The following is a 17028-nucleotide window of genomic DNA, read 5'->3' as shown; positions in this document are numbered from 1 at the left end:
AACACTCCTAAGAGGGGGTCAGAGTTGGTCGAACACAGGCCGCAACCGGGCCCGGGACGCTTCGATATGTGCCTTCATCGCGGCGGCCGCCTCAACCGGGTCGCCCTTGCGAACGGCGGCCACCACGGTCTTGTGCTCACGCAACGCCTTCGTCGCGATCCCGCCGCCGTAGTACAGCCGGAACAGGTGCAGGTGACAGTGTGTGCGGGCGAAGGACTGCCGGGCCGTCTCGTTGCCGGACAACTCCAGTACCAGATCATGGAACCGTTGGTCGTGCGCGGCCATCGCCTTGTAACTGTCGTAGTCAGGACGATCCGGTACGTCGGTATAGCTCAACATCTCGTCCTTGAGCCGGGCCATGTCCTCGGCCCCGGTCCGCTCGGCGGCTCGCCCGGCCGCCCACGGCTCGATGTGCAGCCGGTACTCGAAGAGATCCTCGAACTCCTCCCGGGTCAACCGGGACGACACCCGGTACCCCCGCAGCGGCTCCTTGATGACCAGGCCGTCGGACTCCAGCCGGGCCAGCGACTCGCGGATCGGCGTCTGGGAGATGCCGAGCTCCCGGGTCAGCGCGTCGATGTTCAGCCGGGTGCCCGGCTCGACCACGCTGTCCATGATCAGGCCCTTGACGGTCTCGTAGACGTCGTCGCTCAGCACCTGCCGTTGAGGCAGCCGGGCGAGCTGCCCCGCCAGACCCACATGCGCATCTGTCACAGTCGCTCCTCCCGAAGCCCCATCATGCCCGACCGGCGGTGTGCACAGTCGTTATGACGACAAGTCTTGACGTCACCAGTGTGAAGCGGCAGCATCAGCTACGCAATATCCTATAGGATCTTTGAGGAGCCAGCCCCATGACCGTCCACTCCATGTACCGGAAAACCGCTGTCGGGCTGGCCGTCGTTGCACTGGCCGCAACCGGTTGCAGCACCAAGAACTCGAATGACGCCACCGGCACCTCCGGAGACGACGCCTCGGCCGGTACTTCGACCGGCCCGGTCGAGCTCAAGGACGGTTCGAGCGTCAAGCTTGCCCTCATCCCCGGCGGCGCGCACCCCTATTTCCAGCCCTGGAAGACCACCGCCGAGCTGGACAAGACCGACTTCAAGCTCGGTGGCGTGACCTTCAACGAGACCGGCGAGTGGGACCAGGGCAAGCAGAACAACGTGATCAACTCGCTGGCTGCCCAGGGCTACAACGCGTTCGGCATCTTCGGCGTCTCGCCGACCGACATCAACTCGACCTTCGAGGACCTGAAGTCGAAGGGCTTCGCGGTCGGCTCGCTGGCGTCCTGCCCGGCCGGTGACACCAACTCGGCCGACTTCTGCCTGTCCACGGACGTGGAGGCAGCGGCGTACAAGGCCACCAAGGCGACGATCGAGGCGATCGGCGGCCAGGGCACGATCGTGCACCTGACCGGCAACAACGTCGACTCGAACACCCAGCGCCGGATCGCCGGCGTGAAGAAGGCGATCGCGGAGACGAACGGCAAGGTGACCGAGCTGCCGGTCATCACCGACATCGACAAGGACCTGCAGACCGCGCAGAAGGCGGTCGCCGACCTGCTCGCCTCGAAGGGCAAGGAGATCAAGGGCATCGTCACCACCGCCTACAACCCGGCCGTCGCCGCGGCCGACGGAGTGGCGAGCAGCAAGCTTCCGATCAAGGTGGTGGCGATCGACGACGACGCCAAGATCCTGTCCGGGATCAAGTCCGGCGGCGTCGCCGCGACGGTCACCCAGAACCCGGTCGGCCAGGCGTACGTCGGCGGCTGGCTGCTCGCCCTGCTCGGCTCCAAGCAGTGCACGATGAAGACGCCCGGCGTGATCGTCGACTCCGGCTCGTTCGTCGTCACCAAGGCCAACGTCGACACCTACGACGCCGAGCGCAAGGCCAAGACGACCGAGCTGCAGAAGGACTTCGCAGCCCAGCTGAGCTGCAAGTGACCGGAGTACACACCTTGCCCACGACAACCATCAGTCGCGCCGAGGCGTTCCTGGTCGATCTCGAGGTGGAGACCGTCCGGACCGACGCGGTCCAGGCGTTCGTCAAGCAGGAGACCGTCTTCGTCGAGCTGGAGACCACCGACGGGTACGTCGGCCTGGGCTACTCGTACACGATCGGCAACGGTGGTACGTCGATCCTCGCGATGCTGCGCGACCACCTGCTGCCGCGGCTGATCGGCGCGGACGCTCGCAACGTGGAGGCGATCTGGTTCGACCTGTTCGCCTCCACCCGGGCGACCACGGTCGGCGCGATCACCTCGCTCGCGCTGGCCTCCGTCGACACCGCCCTGTGGGATCTGCGCTGCCGCCGGGCTGACGAGCCGCTCTGGCGCCTCGCGGGCGGGTTCCGCCAGCGGGTCCCGCTGTACGACACCGAGGGCGGCTGGTTGCACCTGACAACGGACCAGCTCGTCGCCGGGGCGCTCGAGTCGCAGAAGGCCGGCTGGCCCGGGGTGAAGCTCAAGGTGGGCAAGCCGCGCGTCCACGAGGACCTCGAGCGGTTGTCCGCCGTACGGGATGCCGTCGGGCCGGCGCTCGACATCATGGTCGACGCCAACCAGTCGATGACCTACGCCGAGGCCAAGCGCCGGGCCCGGGCCTTCGAGCCGCTCGACCTGAGCTGGTTCGAGGAGCCGTTGCCCGCCGACGACCTGACCGGGCACGTCCGGCTGGCCGAGTCGACCTCGATCCCGATCGCGGTCGGCGAGTCGATGTACTCGATCTCGCAGTTCCGCGAGTACGTCGCCGCCGGCGCGGCCGGCATCGTCCAGGTCGACGTCGCCCGGGTCGGCGGCATCACCCCGTGGCTGAAGGTGGCGCATCTGGCCGAGACCTTCAACCTCGAGGTCTGCCCGCACTTCCTGATGGAGCTGCACGTCAGCCTGACGGCGGCGGTACCGAACGGCCGGTACGTCGAACACATCCCGCAGTTGCGGGCGATCACGAAGACCGAGATGGCGATCGCCGACGGGCACGCCGTCGCGCCGGACGAGCCCGGACTCGGGATCGACTGGGACCGCGACGCGATCGACGACCGGCGGGTCTCGTGAGCGCGCCCGTCTCGGAGACGGCCACCGCCGCCCTGCAGGAGCCGGACGCGGCGGTCGAGGCACCGCGCGGCGGTCGCACTCCGTGGTGGGCGAACCAGCGGATCGGCCTGCTGATCCTGGTCGTGGCACTGTCCGCGCTGTTCGGGATCCTGCGGCCGGCGTTATTCAACCAGCAACTCGTGGTCTTCCCGCTGCTCCGCGACATCGCGATGTTCACCGTGGTCGGTCTGGCGCAGATGTGCGTGCTCTCGATCGGCCACATGAACCTCGCGGTCGGCCGGATGGCGGCCTTCTCGATGATGATCACCGGCATCTCGTACGACCTGTGGCACTTCAGCCTGTACGCCGGACTGCTGGTCGGCCTGGTCGCCGGTACTGCGATCGGCGCGCTCGCGGGCTGGGTGATCGCCCGTACCGGCGTGAACTCCTTCGTCGTCACGCTCGCGCTCGACTTCCTGCTGCTCGGCCTGATCCCGCTCGTCTACACCGGGCTGACCGACAACGCAGCCTTTGTCACCAAGCCGCCGGGGATGCGCGAGCTGCGCAACTACTCGCTGGCGGACGTCTGCGTCGGCAACGTCTGCGGGTCGCCCGCGGTACCGCAACTGGCGATGTTCGCCGTGATCGCGATGATCGTCGTCGGCTGGATCTACAGCCGCACCAAGCTAGGCCGTGAGCTGTTGATGACCGGTACGTCGGTGAAGGCGGCCGAACTGTCGGGCATCCCGACCGCTCGCCGGGTGATCACCGCGCACGCGATGTCGGGCTGCCTGGCGGCGCTGGCCGGCTTCATGCTCGCGGTCAGCACCGGGTCGATCAAGGCGACCATCGGCGAGGAGTTCATGCTGCCGTCGTTCCTCGGACCGATCCTCGGCGGGACGTTGCTGGCCGGCGGGTTCATCTCCATCTGGGGGACGTTGCTCGGTACCGCGCTGACCACGGTGATCAGGAAAGGCCTTGATCTGCTGGGCGTCGGGCTGGAGAGCCTGAACATCTACCTCGGGCTGATCCTGCTCGTCGCCTTGTCGACCGACCGGTTCCGGACAGTGCTGTCCGACCGGCAGGGGGTGAAGGAACGATGAAGTCCCTGCTGAGATTCGCGCGGACGACCGAGATGACCTTGCTGGTGATCGGTGTGGTGTTCTTCGTCTTCCTGGTGATCGCTTCGCACGGTGATCTGCTCGAGGCGAATTCACTGCGAGTGCTCCTTCAGTTCCTTGCGGTGCCGGTGCTGATCGGATTGGCTCAGATGGTGGTTCTAGCCGTGGGTCAACTCAACCTCGCCGTCGGTGCCGTCGGCGGGTTCGCCGCGTGCGCGATGGGCGTGCTGATGGCCGACCACGGTGTACCTGTCCCGCTCGCGCTGCTGATCGGCTTCCTGCTCGCCTCGCTGGCCGGCCTGGCGAACGGTCTGCTCGTCGTGCTCACCCGGATCAACGGCTTCATCGTCACCCTGGCCACGATGACCGTCCTGCTCGGCGTCCAGTACCGGCTGGTCGGCACCCGCACCGTCGACGCGTATCCCCAAGGCCTGAAGAGCTTCGGCTCGTACGCCGTGTTCGGGGTGCTCCCGTTGATCTTCCTGGTCGCGTTGGTGGTGGCCGGGCTGCTCGCGGTGATGTTGCGCCGGACGGTGCCGGGGCGCCAGCTGCTCGCCTCGGGCGGGAACCCTATCGCTGCAAGGCTTTCCGGGATCTCCAACGACCGGTCGGTGATCATCGCGCACACGTTGTCGGGCGCGATCCTCGGCGTCGCGGCAATCCTGACCATCGCGTCGTCGCCCGGCGTCAACAAGAGCATCGGCGGCGACTGGCTGCTGCCGAGCTTCGCCGCGCCGATCATCGGTGGCGCGTTGCTGACCGGTGGCTCGGCAGTCGTACTCGGCACCGTGCTCGCCGCCTTCATCGTGCGCTTCGTCGACACCGCCCGGGCCGAGTTCTCGCTCGAACCGAGCTGGGTGAACTTCGTCGTCGGTACGGTCGTGCTCGGCTCGGTGGTGCTCGGCCAGGTGCGGACCCGCCGGCAAGAGCGAAGAACCGTCGTCAAGGCGCCCGACGCAGCGGTGGCCGGAGGCGTCTCATGACGCTCTTCGAAGCCTCCGAGGTGGACAAGCTGTTCCCGGGTGTCCGGGCGCTCGACGGCGTGACGCTGAAGCTCGAAGCGGGCTCGGTGCATGCCTTGCTGGGCGAGAACGGCGCGGGCAAGTCGACGCTGATCAAGGTGATCACCGGGCTCTACAAGCCGGACGGCGGACGGCTGCTGCTCGACGGCCAGCCGGTGGCCTTCGGCTCGCCGCATGAGTCGGCGTCGGCCGGGATCGGCGTGGTGCACCAGGAGCGCAACCTGATCCCGGGCTTCACGGTCGGGGAGAACATCCTGCTCCAGAAGCTGCCGACCTCCCGCGGACTGGTGGACCGCGGCCGGATCCGGTCGGAGGCTTCGCGTTGGCTGGCGGAGCTGGACCTCGACCTTGACCCGGACCTGCCGGTGACGGAGTTGTCCGTCGCGCAGGCTCAGCTGGTCGAGATCGCGAAGGCGCTGTCGGTGGAGAGCCGGGTGCTGCTGCTCGACGAGCCGACCGCCTCGATCACGCCGAACGAGGCCGAGCGGCTCTTCCGGGTGGTCGAGAAGCTGAAGAACGACGGCCGCTCGGTGCTGTTCGTCAGCCACAAGCTCGAAGAGGTCTTCCAGATCTGCGACACGGTGACCGTGCTGCGGGACGGCTCGTCGGTGCTCGAGTCAGGGGCGTTGTCGGACCTGACCCGCGACCAGGTCGTCGACCTGATGGTCGGTCGCGTGCACGAGGCGCTTACGCTGCCGCCGCGCACTGTCGCCGATGCATCACCTTTGCTGGAGCTCTCCGGAGTCGGTACTGCGACCGGCCACGTGAAGGTGGATCTGACCGTCCGGCCGGGTGAGATCGTCGGGCTGTACGGACTGGTCGGCGCGGGCCGCAGCGAGCTGGCCAAGGCGTTGCTCGGGCTGGACCGGATCACGGCGGGCGAGGTACGGGTGCGTGGTGAGGTGGTGCGGATCCGGAACGTGCGGGACGCGCTGAAGAACCACAAGATCGGGTACGTCACCGAGAACCGCAAGGAGGAGGGCGTCTTCCTCGAGCAGTCGGTCAGCCGCAACATCGCGGTCACCGTCTGGGACCGGCTGCTGAAGCGGCTCGGGCGGATTCCAGGGTTGTCGTACGTCCCGAAGAAGGCCGAATCGGCGCTGGTCGCCGACTATGTCGAGCAGCTCGGGATCCGGATCGCGTCAGCGGAGCAACTGGCCGGCACGCTGTCCGGCGGGAACCAGCAGAAGGTGTCGCTGGCCAAATGGCTGGCGGCGAAGACCGAGATCCTGATCATCGACGAGCCGACCGTCGGCATCGACGTCCGGACCAAGGACGCCTTCCACACCCTGATCTGGGACCTCGCGGCCAACGGGCTGGCGATCCTGCTGATCACCTCGGACCTGCCGGAGATGATCACGCTGGCCGACCGGGTGGTCGTGATGCGAGATTTCCAGGTCCGCGGCGAGGTACCGAACGACCACGACTACGACACGATGAGCCAGCAGGTAATCCGCCTCATCCACGCGGAAGCCCCGGCACCCGCGTGACGAGCAGCGGAGGGTGCGTGGTGCGGAGCGGAAGTACGACGAGAGATGGGAGTGAGTTGTGACCGGTCGGGTTGATGCGCATCATCACATCTGGGATCTGAGTGTTCGGGAGCAGAGCTGGATGGTCGGGCCGGAGCTGGATCCGATTCGGCGGAGCTTCTCGATCGACGAGCTCGAGCCGCAGGCGGCTGCTGCGGGGGTGACCGCGACTGTGCTGGTACAGACGGTTGGGCTCGCGGCGGAGACGCCGGAGTTCCTGGAAGTTGCTGCTAGCAACGACTTGGTGGCCGGCGTGGTCGGCTGGGTGGATCTCACCGCACCTGATGTCGCCGATGCGCTGGCAGAGCTGCGGCAACGCCCGGACGGGGAGTGGCTGAAGGGCATCCGGCACCAGGTACACGACGAACCGGACGATCGGTGGCTGTGCCGCGACGACGTACGAGCTGGCCTGGAGGCGGTTGCCGAGGCCGAGCTGGTCTACGACCTGCTGACGAAAACGCCACACCTGCCGGCCGCTGTGGAGACCGTGCAGGCGCTTCCGCACCTCTCGTTCGTCGTCGACCACATCTCCAAGCCGGTCATCGGCGGCGACCTGGAGCCCTGGGCCGCCGGCATCCGTGCCCTGGCGGCCCAACCCAACGTCACCTGCAAACTCTCCGGCATGGTCACCGAGGCGTCCTGGACCGACTGGAAGGTCTCAGACCTCCAGCCGTACGCCGACGTCGTCCTGGACGCCTTCGGCCCCGACCGAGTCATGTTCGGCTCCGACTGGCCCGTCTGCCTCCTGGCCGCGTCGTATGCCGAGGTCGTCCAAGCAGCAGAAGAGCTCACAGCTGCCCTCACGTCCGAAGAGCGAGAGGCCGTGTTCGGCAACACGGCCCGCCGCGTCTACCGCCTCAGCTGACCGCGTTCGGCGTCAAGGCAGGCGGACGAAGTTCTCGGTTGCCTTGGCGGTTACTGCTGCCAGGGCCGCCGCATCCTGAGGGCGGCCGCCGGCGGTGGCCTCGAAGAGGACGTGGAGGTTGGTGCCCAGGGACACCAAGCGGTCGATGACCAAGCGGGGCCCCCGGGACGGGTCTGTGTAGGTGTAGGTGAGGGTCTGGTGGTGGAAGACCGTGCCCTGATAGTTCGAGTTGGTGGCCCGGGTGCTGCCGACGGTGCGAGAGATCAGGTGGAAGTCCTCGACGGATGCGTTGATCACGGCGTACCGGTTGTCGGCGGCTGCTTTGACCAGCTGATCCGGTTCGACGGCGTTCAGCCGGAGGTTCCACAGACCGTTGGGGCTGGTGAACTTGGCCTCCAACGGCGACAGCTTCACCATCTTCCAGCCAGCCGGAGCAAAGATGGAGATGTAGGCCCTGACCGTCGGATCATCCCAGCTCTGACGCTCGTAGCGCACCTGTGCCGCCTGCAGCGCCGGCACCTTGTCGACCGGCTTCGGCTGAGCAGTCGCGGGCTTTTTCACCACCGGCTGACTCTTGACCCCACCGACCGGACTCCAGCCGCCGTCCGGCAAGGACTGGGAGCGAGCCACGGCGGCGGCAGCAAGACCGCCGGTGGCGATGACGGCGACAGCCGTGCCGATCACCGTTGCGCGAGTGAACATGCCGATAGGACGCCGATGCACCGGCAGAAGTTCAGGCGCCAGGAGTTCAGGCCCGTGGGAATTCCACCCGGACGCCGAGCAGCCGTACCGGCCGGCGCAGTTCGAACTTCTCCAGCAAGACGAGAGCCGCCGCGGCGACCACCTCAGGATCCTGGGTGATCTCCGGAAGCTTGCGGCTCTTGATCGGCGTGAAGAACGACGTGAACCGCACCTTCACCGCGACCCGCTGAACGCTCCGCCCCTCGGCCACCACCTCGCGAGTGACCGTCTCAGCGATCCGCCGCAACTCCCGCGCGACCTCCTCGGCCGTCGCGAGATCAGTCGCGAACGTCTCTTCATGACTGCGCGACACCGGCTCGCGCGGTACGTCGGTGACCTCGGTGTCCCCGAGCCCGCGCCCGAGCGCCAGATACCAGGCGCCCATCTTCGGCCCGAACCGCTTCGTCAGCACGTCCAGGTCGGCCGCCGCGAGGTCGGCGACGGTGAAAAGCCCCAATTCGTTGAGGTTCTGCGACATCCGGCTGCCGATACCCCACAGTTCGCGGACCGGTCGATGAGCCATCACCTCGACCCAGTTGGCCGCCGTCAGCCGATAGACGCCCGCACCACTTCCGCTGTCCCGCTTGCCGAAACCGGTCGCCAGCTTGGCCCGCACCTTGTTGTCGCCGATCCCGATCGAGCACGACAACCCGGTCCGTTCCAGGACAGCGGCGCGCAACTCGGCCGCCAACGCTTCAGGATCATCCGTCGACGCACCGACGAAGCACTCGTCCCAGCCCCAGACCTCCACGATCACGGGGAACGACCGCAGTGTGTCCATCACCTCGGCCGACGCGGCGTCGTACGTCGCCGGATCGGTCGGCAGGAACACCGCCTCCGGACACTTCTTGAAAGCGGCCCGCAACGGCATCCCCGAATGCACACCGAACTCGCGCGCCTCGTACGACGCGGTGGCGACCACCTGGCGTGCCTGAGTCGGATCACCCGATCCACCGACCACGACCGGCAGCCCGCGCAGCTCAGGGCGGCGCCGGATCTCGACGGCGGCGATGAACTGGTCCATGTCGACGTGCAGCAACCACCAGCCCGGTGAGGTGCTCATACCCCAGAGGTATCACAGACGGCGGAACAGGTCTTGGACTACGGAGCGCGACGAACGGAGGCTGGAGAGGACAAGAAAGGAACGGACATGAAGGTATTTCTGACCGGCGGTTCGGGCTACATCGGCCGCGCGACGATCGAGGCGCTGCTCCGGCACGGCCACGATGTGACCTCGCTGGCCCGCAGCGACCGGGCCGTCGAGACGGTTACCGCCCTCGGCGCCAAGGCCGTCGTCGGCGACCTGACGGATCTCGACGTACTCCGTACCGCCGCCGCGGCCGCGGATGGGGTCATTCACCTCGGCGCCGTCAACAGCCCTGAGGCAGCCGCCATCGACCTGGCCGCCGCCGAGGCGATGCTCGAGGGGCTCGACGGGCGTGGAGCGTACGTGCATACGGGTGGCGTCTGGGTGTACGGCGACACCGATGGGGTGATCGACGAGACGGCGGAGATGAACCCGCCGGCGATCACGGCCTGGCGGTTGGACAACGAGGCTCGCGTGCTGGCGACGGCGACCAGCGGATCGCGGCCGGTGCTGGTGATGCCCGGGCTCGTCTACGGGCGGTCGGCCGGGTTGATCGAGGCGTTCTTCGTCGAGCCTGCGCGCGCCACTGGCGCGGTGCCGGTGATTGATGACGGGGTGAACCACACGACGCTGGTCCACGTCGAGGACATTGCCGAGTTGTATGTGCTGGCGCTGGATGCGCCGGCCGGGGCGCTGTATCTGGGGGTGGCGCAGAGCGTGCCGTTCAAGGAGTTGGCTCCGGCGCTGGCCGAGGCGGCTGGTCGGCCGGGAAGCTTCGAGCAGTTGACTGCAGAAGAGGCGGCCGAGCGGATGGGCCCGATCGCCGAGGCCTACACCCTCGACCAGCGGATGACCGGCGACCGGGCCAAGCGCGAACTCGGCTGGACCCCGAAGCACCTCGACGCGGTCGCCGACCTCGCCAAGGGCCGCTAGAGCGCTTTGCGCATTTCCTGGGTGATGACGACGTAGCCGAGGGAGTCGTACAGGCTGGTGGCGATGCTGTTGCTGCCGAAGACGTTGAGGGCGAGGTGGGTGTAGCCGCGGCGGCGGCACTCCTCCTCGCCGGCCAGCATGATCGCCCGGCCGTACCCCTTGCCGCGCTGCTCGGCGAGCACCTCGACCAGGTAGATGAACGGGGTCGCCTTCTGGGTGCCGATCCACAGGCTGCCGACCGGCTCGCCGTCGTGGCAGGCCAGCCAGACCAGCTGGTTCTCGGTCTCCAGGCCATCGGTGAGCAGCGCGCCGAACTCCTGGTACGCGGCCTCCAGCGCGGTCGCGGGATCGAGGTCGCGGGCGGGCCCGATGTCGGCCGCGTAGCCCTCGCAGCCGCGAGTCATCCAGCCGGCGTACTCGTCGGCGGTCGGCGTCCGCAGAGAGATGGACGGTGTGCTCATCTGGCGAAGATACCGGCCGTGCCGGGTCGCCGCACGGAGAGCGGACATCCTCCGCTGACATCGCTCAAGGTCACCGAGCGGTGACCCTGGGTGCGATAACCTCGCGCGAGATAGTTGCCACCGGCTCCTGTCCGGCGCGGGGCCGCCGCTGCGCCCGCCGGCGCCGGCCCCATCTACCGATATCGCCCCAGGAGGATGTGTGCGCTTCGAACCCGCACGGACGACGGCCATCGGGGTCTTGAGTCTCGCGGTGCTGACCGGCCTCGGCCAGCTGCCCCAGTCCGTCGCCGGACCGGCTCCGGCCGACGGTGATGCCCCCAGCGGACCCGCCGCGGTAAAGGCCGGCCCGGACGAACTACCCAACGCTCTCGAGGACAAGCGCCGCGACCTGCGCGAACGTGCTCTGACCAATGTGCTGAACGGCACTGCGAAGGTCGAGCAGCGCGGCGCCAGCAAGGTGGTCAGGGTCGGCCGGCAGGTCGACGTACCGGCGACCAGTGGCCAGGACAAGCTCGCGGCCAAGCGCAAGGACCAGTACGTCGAGCTGGCGCGCGAGAAGACGGACAAGATCTTCGTGATCCTGGCCGAGTTCGGCAACAAGCGGCATCCGGACTTCCCGGACAAGGACACCGACCCGAACACCGACGGGCCGCTGACCTATGACGGGCCGCTGCACAACGCGATCCCCGCGCCGGACCGGAGTACCGACAACTCCACCGTCTGGCAGGCCGACTACTCACCCGAGCACTATCGCCAGCTGTACTTCGGCAAGGGCGACTCGGTGAGGACGTACTACGAGAAGCAGTCCTCGGGCCGGTACAGCGTCGACGGGACCGTCTCGGACTGGGTGAAGGTGCCCTACAACGAGGCGCGGTACGGGCGGAGCAACGGCGTCCCCTGCGACGACAACATCTGCGGCAACACCTGGAACCTGATCAGCGATGCCGTCGGGCAATGGGTCAAAGGCCAGGAAGCGACCGGCAAGACCGACGCGCAGATCAAGTCCACGCTGGCCTCGTACGACCAGTGGGACCGCTACGACTACGACGGCGACGGCAACTTCAACGAGCCCGACGGGTACATCGACCACTTCCAGATCGTCCACGCCGGTGGCGACCAGGCCGACGGCGACCCGCACCAGGGTGAGGACGCGATCTGGTCACACCGCTGGTACGCCTTCAGCAACCACACCAGCGGACCGTCGGCGAACAAGCTCGGCGGCACCCAGATCGGCAGCACCGGCCTGTGGATCGGCGACTACACGATCCAGCCGGAGAACGGCGGTCTGAGCGTCTTCGCGCACGAGTACGGTCATGATCTCGGACTGCCGGACCACTACGACACGTCCGGCAAGCCGAGCCAGAACCCGGTGAACTGGTGGAGCGTGATGTCGCAGTCCCGCTCGGGCTCCAAGGGTGACGTCGGCATCGGGCTGAAGCCACAGGACCTCGGTACCTGGGACAAGCTGCAGCTCGGCTGGCTCGACTACGAGACGGTGAAGGCCGGGCAGACCAGGACGATCGATCTCGGGCCGCACGAGTACAACTCGAAGCGGGCGCAGGGCGTTGTCGTCGTACTGCCGAAGAAGAAGGTGACGACGCAGCTGGTCAAGCCTGTCACCGGTACCAAGTCGTGGTGGAGCGGGACCGGCGACAAGCTGTCGAACACACTGACGCGCAAGGTGACTCTGCCGGCGGGCAAGGCGTCGCTCGACTTCCAGGCCAACTGGAAGATCGAGGACTGTGGCGCGGACGCTTGCGACTACGCGTACGTCGAGGTGAACGCCGGGTCGGGCTGGAAGGCGATCCCGGGCAGCATCACCAAGGCGGCCGAGGCGAACGGCATCGATGGAGACAGCAAGGGGTGGCAGCCGGCGTCCTTCGATCTGTCGGCCTTTGCGGGGAAGACGATCGACCTGCGGTTCCGGTATGCGACCGACGCGGCGACGCACGAGCTGGGCTTCTTCGCCGACGACATCAAGCTGACGGCGGGTGGCAAGACGCTGCTCTCCGACGGCGCTGAGAACGGTGCCAACGGGTGGACCGCCGTCGGCTTCGAACCGTCCGGTGCGTCGGTGACGCGGGACTACGACAACTACTACCTGGCGTCGAACTACACGTACAACTCGTTCAACCGGTATCTGCAGTACGGCCCGTACAACTTCGTCGGGGCGCCGCGACCGAACTGGGTCGAGCACTACCCGTACCAGGACGGGCTGCTGGTGTCGTACTGGGATACCTCGCAGAACAACAACGAGACGGCCGTACACCCCGGTGAGGGGCAGTGGCTGCCGATCGATGCGAACCCGGAACCGCGGGTGCGGCTCGACGGGGCGTACTGGCGGAGCACGGTCCAGAGCTACGACTCGACCTTCGGGTTGCAGAAGTCGGACTCGTTCAACCTCACGGTGGCCGGGAAGAAGAACTACGTGCGCGGCCAGGACGCGGTACCGACCTTCGATGACCGGTTGAGCTTCTGGACCTCGAAGATCCCGTCGTACGGCGTGAAGGTGCCGCATGCCGGGGTGAAGATCCGGGTGATGAGCCAGTTGGGCACGTCGATGCGGATCGTGGTCTCGAAGTAGCCCAGGTTTGAGGGCGGGTACCTGGTCGGGTGCCGACGACTATGCAGACAGTCGCCGGACCCCGACCAGGTACGAGGTGTCTGTGATGGCTGAGCAACCCTGGGCCCCGCCCGTGAGGCGCAAGCCGCCCGCCGGGGCGGTCACCAAGGCGCCGGAAGGTCTGCCTTCCGCGATGATCGAGAACTGGGAATGGCAGGACCGCGCCGCCTGTCAGGGCGTGAACCCCGAGCTGTTCTTCGCCGCCGAGTCCGAGCGGGGCCTGCGAAAACGCGCCCGCGAACTCGTCGCCAAGTCGCTCTGCGGCACCTGCCCGGTCCGGCGCGAATGCGCCGACCACGCGGCGGTCGTCGGCGAGATGTACGGCGTCTGGGGCGGCATCACCGAGGAAGAACGCGAACCCGCCTTCCACGGCCGCCACCACTAGGTCCTAGTCGAACAGTTCGTCGAAGAACGACTTCTTCTTCTTGCGCTGCGGATACTGCTGATGCCGCTTGTCCTCGTACCGCTTCTCTTCGTACCGAGGAACCTGCTGCTGCACGGGTTGCGGCCCGTTGTAGGCAACCTCCGCGTCGACAAGCTTCTCCAGCTCACCCCGATCAAGAAAAATCCCGCGGCACTCAGTGCACTGGTCAACGGTCACACCGCTGCGTTCATACGTCCGCATCGCCGCACGACACTTAGGACAGGTCAGGGTCTCCATCTGGATACCCTAGGTGACGAAAACCCCGAAACCCCGCCCGTTAAGGGACTTCTTAGGAACCTCTCGGTCAGCTGAACTTGCTGATGAAGTTGGCCAGGATGGGGCCGGCTGCCTTGCCGCCGGAGACGCCGCCTTCGACGATGACGGCGAAGGCCACGTCGCCGCGGTAGCCGACCATCCAGCCGTTGGTGATGACCTTGCCGTTGGAGACCACTTCGGCGGTACCGGTCTTGGCGGCGGCGCTGCCGTAGGGAGCCAGGGCGTGGGCGGTGCCGCCGGTGACGGTGGTGCGCATGAAGGTACGGAGAGCCGCGACGGTCGCTGCGGGCAACGGGCTGGCGGCGGCGCCGGCCGGGTCCTTGCCCGGGACCAGCACCGGCTTGAGCGCGGTACCGTGCTGGACCGCGCCGGCGACCAGCGCCATCGCCAGCGGGCTGGCCGTGACGGTGCCCTGGCCGATCATCGAGGCGGCCTCGGCGACGTCGTCCTTGGGAGCCGGCACCTCACCGCCGTACGCCGGTACCGAGAGCTTCAGGTCCTGGCCGATGCCGAACATCGCCGCGGCCTTCGTCATCCCGTCCGACTTGAGCCGGGCGTGCTGGGAGATGAATGCGGTGTTGCAGGACTCGTTGAAGGCCTTCTGCATCGGGCCGTTGCCGTAGGCCGCGAGACCGTCGTAGTTCTTGAAGGTCTTGCCGAAGACGTTGATCGTGTTGGTGCACGGCAGCGGCGTGTTGACGGTCAGCCCGCTGCCGAGCAGCGCGGCCGAGGTGACGATTTTGAACGTCGAGCCCGGCGCGTACCGGCCGAGGAAGGCGCGGTTGTAGTTGGTCGGCGTCGGGCCGTTCGCCGCGGCCAGGATCTGCCCGGTCGACGGCTGGATCGCGACCAGCGAGGCGGGCAGCTTGCTCGTCGCCAGCGCGGCCTCGGCGAACCGTTGCAGCTTCGGGTCGATGGTCGTCTTCACCGGCGTACCGGGCTTGCCCTGCTGGGAGAAGACCGTCTTGATGGTCAGCTTGGTCTTGCCGTCGCGCAACGTGACCGTGCCGCCCGGCGTACCGGCGAGCTGCTGCTGGTACGAGTACTGCAGGCCGGTCGTACCGACCTGGTCGACGGCCGACGCGGTCGGCCCGGCGTTCTTCAGCGTCTCGGCGGTCGCCGTCTTCATCGTGCCGAGCAACGACCGGGCGAAGGTCGGGCTCTCCGCGAGCGACGCGGTGCCGCCCATCGTGAGCACCCCGGGCAGCTTGCCGAAGGTCGGCGCGAGCGCCTGCCACTGCTCCATCCGGATCGTGATCGCGTCCACGAACTGACCGGCCGGGGCGGCGATCGCGCGGGCCTTCAGCTTGGCGCCGTCGACATCGAGCTTGGCCTTGAAGGCCGCGTACGTCGCCGCGGTCGCCACGTTGCCGGAGGCAACTCCGACGATGACGACCTGGCGGTTCGCGGTCAGCGGCTGGCCGTTGCGGTCGAGGATCGACGCGCGGGCCGGCAGTGCGCGGACGCGCTTGAGGTAGTTCGACGCGCCCAGCCCCGGATAGATGGTGTCGCCGGAGGCCTTGATCTTCCAGCTGTCACCGGTCTTCACGGCGGCCGCCGTACTCGTCCACTTCATCGTGCCGATGCCGCGCAGGACGGCCTCGACGGCGAGATCCTGGCTGCAGTTGTTGTCGTCGGAGCACTTCGGGTCGCCTTGCGGGGTGACCGTCACGGACTGCGCGACCAGCGCGGAGTCGACCTCGTCGAGCCGCTTGCCGAACGTGGCCGGCGTGTCGGTCAGCGCGGCCGCCTCGTCGGGCTTGCCGTCCGGCGCCCACGCCTTGACCCAGGCGGCGGCGAAGTTCTTGACGACCTCGGCGGAGGCCTGCTTCTCGTTGTTGGGGTCTGGCTTGCCCCCGCTGCCCGACTTGCTGTCGGTACAACCAGCGGTGACGAGGACGGCACTCAGACAGACGATGGCAGCAGTTCGCTTCACGTTCTCAACTCTCGCACGGCGACGGGTACACACCTGGAACAGTCTTCGGCGTGTGGCCAGCCTGCCACGAGAGGGAAAATACTCACACGGGTACCGGTCACACGTCCGTACGACGCGCGGCTGCCGCTACTAGTTGGCTGCTGGGGTCAGCCGAACCGTCAGCCGAGCTGGATGACGGCGAAGCGGGCGCCTTCCGGGTCGGCCAGGACGGCCATCCGGCCGAAGTCGGTTTCCAGCGGCTCGCCGATGATTTCCCCGCCGGCCGTGGTGGCCTGGTCGATCGCCTGGTCGGTGTTGGTGGCAGCGAAGTACGGGAGCCAGTGCGGCGGCGTACCGGCCGGGAAGTCGGGGTGGAGCTCGCCGGTGCCGGCGACGGGCTTGTCGGCCGCGTACAGGGCGGCGTACCGGTTGTAACCGCCGATCTCCTCCGCGCGGTAGCCGAAGACGGCGGTGTAGAACGCCCTGGCCGTCTCGAAGTCCTCGCTGAGCGCCTCGCTCCACACGAGCATGCCGGGATCGGTACTGCGCCTGGTGCCGATGTGTTCGGCGGCCTGCCACAGCCCGAAGATCGCGCCGTTCGGGTCGGCGGCGATCGCCATCCGGCCGTGCGACTCGACCTCGCGGGTGAGCAGTTCGGTGCCGTCGTGCGCCGTCACCGCGTCGAGCGTGCGGTCGAGGTGATCGGTCGCCAGGTAGGTGGTCCAGCGGCTCGGCAGGTGCTCGGTGCCGGGCTGCTTGGGGCCGATGCCGCCGACGTCCGAGCCGTCCAGCTTGCAGACCCGGTAGTCGCGGGTGCTCTGCTGCTCGCAGTACCAGCCGAACAGGGCGGCGTAGAAGCGGGCGGCGGCGCATGCGTCGTCGGCGGCGAGGTCCACCCAGTTCGGCGTACCGGGCGGCCACGGAACGCTCCGCTCGACCATGGGTCCTCCTGCCGGAATGCGGTGTCCAGAACAGCCCCTTAACCTGCCAGGGACTACCG

General features: G+C 67.6%; 16 protein-coding genes. 9 read left to right on the top strand and 7 right to left on the bottom strand.

What is annotated here, in order from left to right; genetic code table 11:
• Positions 1-18 precede the first annotated feature (18 nt).
• A complete protein-coding gene (locus tag ACIA12_RS19645; RefSeq protein WP_343981977.1) occupies positions 19-714 on the bottom strand; it encodes a GntR family transcriptional regulator in 696 nt (231 codons plus the stop codon).
• Between the two features lie 137 nt (positions 715-851).
• On the opposite strand from ACIA12_RS19645, the gene ACIA12_RS19640 reads away from it, so the two are divergent.
• Genes ACIA12_RS19640 through ACIA12_RS19615 form a run of 6 tightly spaced genes read left to right on the top strand, consistent with a single transcriptional unit; the run spans position 852 to position 7568 of the window.
• Positions 852-1943 carry a sugar ABC transporter substrate-binding protein gene (locus ACIA12_RS19640; RefSeq protein WP_396368442.1) on the top strand — a complete coding sequence of 364 codons (1092 nt, stop codon included), beginning with the start codon at positions 852-854 and terminating at the stop codon, positions 1941-1943.
• A gap of 14 nt (positions 1944-1957) precedes the next feature.
• Positions 1958-3052 carry a mandelate racemase/muconate lactonizing enzyme family protein gene (locus ACIA12_RS19635; protein ID WP_396368441.1) on the top strand — a complete coding sequence of 365 codons (1095 nt, stop codon included), beginning with the start codon at positions 1958-1960 and terminating at the stop codon, positions 3050-3052.
• Positions 3049-4134, top strand: a complete 1086-nt coding sequence (locus tag ACIA12_RS19630) for an ABC transporter permease (RefSeq protein WP_396368440.1) — start codon at positions 3049-3051, stop codon at positions 4132-4134. Before ACIA12_RS19635 ends, ACIA12_RS19630 begins: the two co-directional genes overlap by 4 nt.
• On the top strand, positions 4131-5135 hold the full coding sequence (locus tag ACIA12_RS19625; RefSeq protein ID WP_396368439.1) for an ABC transporter permease: 1005 nt from the start codon (positions 4131-4133) through the stop codon (positions 5133-5135). The genes ACIA12_RS19630 and ACIA12_RS19625 overlap by 4 nt, the downstream gene beginning before the upstream one ends.
• Positions 5132-6664 (top strand): sugar ABC transporter ATP-binding protein, encoded by a 1533-nt coding sequence (locus ACIA12_RS19620; protein WP_396368438.1) that lies wholly within the window; start codon positions 5132-5134, stop codon positions 6662-6664. Before ACIA12_RS19625 ends, ACIA12_RS19620 begins: the two co-directional genes overlap by 4 nt.
• Positions 6665-6722: 58 nt before the next feature.
• Entirely contained in the window at positions 6723-7568 is an 846-nt protein-coding gene (locus ACIA12_RS19615) for an amidohydrolase family protein (protein ID WP_396368437.1), read from the top strand.
• Positions 7569-7580: 12 nt separating this feature from the next.
• Here the strand turns inward: ACIA12_RS19615 and ACIA12_RS19610 are convergent, their stop codons facing one another.
• Both ACIA12_RS19610 and ACIA12_RS19605 read right to left on the bottom strand, forming a co-directional pair.
• A complete protein-coding gene (locus tag ACIA12_RS19610) occupies positions 7581-8270 on the bottom strand; it encodes a hypothetical protein (RefSeq protein ID WP_396368436.1) in 690 nt (229 codons plus the stop codon).
• A 46-nt stretch (positions 8271-8316) separates the two neighbouring features.
• Complete coding sequence (locus ACIA12_RS19605) at positions 8317-9372, bottom strand: DNA polymerase IV (protein WP_396368435.1); 1056 nt, start codon at positions 9370-9372, stop codon at positions 8317-8319.
• A gap of 87 nt (positions 9373-9459) precedes the next feature.
• Between ACIA12_RS19605 and ACIA12_RS19600 the strand changes: the two genes are divergently transcribed.
• Entirely contained in the window at positions 9460-10329 is an 870-nt protein-coding gene (locus ACIA12_RS19600; protein WP_396368434.1) for an NAD-dependent epimerase/dehydratase family protein, read from the top strand.
• Here ACIA12_RS19600 and ACIA12_RS19595 read toward each other — a convergent pair.
• Positions 10326-10790, bottom strand: a complete 465-nt coding sequence (locus ACIA12_RS19595) for a GNAT family N-acetyltransferase (RefSeq protein ID WP_396368433.1) — start codon at positions 10788-10790, stop codon at positions 10326-10328. The genes ACIA12_RS19600 and ACIA12_RS19595 overlap by 4 nt on opposite strands.
• A 199-nt stretch (positions 10791-10989) precedes the next feature.
• Between ACIA12_RS19595 and ACIA12_RS19590 the strand changes: the two genes are divergently transcribed.
• Together ACIA12_RS19590 and ACIA12_RS19585 are read left to right on the top strand one after the other, a co-directional pair.
• Entirely contained in the window at positions 10990-13374 is a 2385-nt protein-coding gene (locus tag ACIA12_RS19590) for an immune inhibitor A domain-containing protein (protein WP_396368432.1), read from the top strand.
• A gap of 85 nt (positions 13375-13459) precedes the next feature.
• Positions 13460-13798 (top strand): WhiB family transcriptional regulator, encoded by a 339-nt coding sequence (locus ACIA12_RS19585; RefSeq protein WP_396368431.1) that lies wholly within the window; start codon positions 13460-13462, stop codon positions 13796-13798.
• A 3-nt stretch (positions 13799-13801) separates the two neighbouring features.
• On the opposite strand, the gene ACIA12_RS19580 is transcribed toward ACIA12_RS19585, so the two are convergent.
• The 3 genes from ACIA12_RS19580 to ACIA12_RS19570 all read right to left on the bottom strand — a co-directional run bounded on the left by ACIA12_RS19580 (position 13802) and on the right by ACIA12_RS19570 (position 16969).
• On the bottom strand, positions 13802-14038 hold the full coding sequence (locus ACIA12_RS19580) for a zf-TFIIB domain-containing protein (protein WP_396368430.1): 237 nt from the start codon (positions 14036-14038) through the stop codon (positions 13802-13804).
• 103 nt (positions 14039-14141) lie between these two features.
• Entirely contained in the window at positions 14142-16049 is a 1908-nt protein-coding gene (locus tag ACIA12_RS19575; RefSeq protein ID WP_396368429.1) for a penicillin-binding transpeptidase domain-containing protein, read from the bottom strand.
• A gap of 158 nt (positions 16050-16207) precedes the next feature.
• Positions 16208-16969 (bottom strand): VOC family protein, encoded by a 762-nt coding sequence (locus ACIA12_RS19570; protein WP_396368428.1) that lies wholly within the window; start codon positions 16967-16969, stop codon positions 16208-16210.
• Between the last annotated feature and the right edge of the window lie 59 nt (positions 16970-17028).

The sequence above is a fragment of the Kribbella sp. NPDC051620 genome (assembly GCF_044453825.1).
Taxonomy (GTDB): domain Bacteria; phylum Actinomycetota; class Actinomycetes; order Propionibacteriales; family Kribbellaceae; genus Kribbella.
This window is presented reverse-complemented; position numbering and strand designations above follow the sequence as displayed.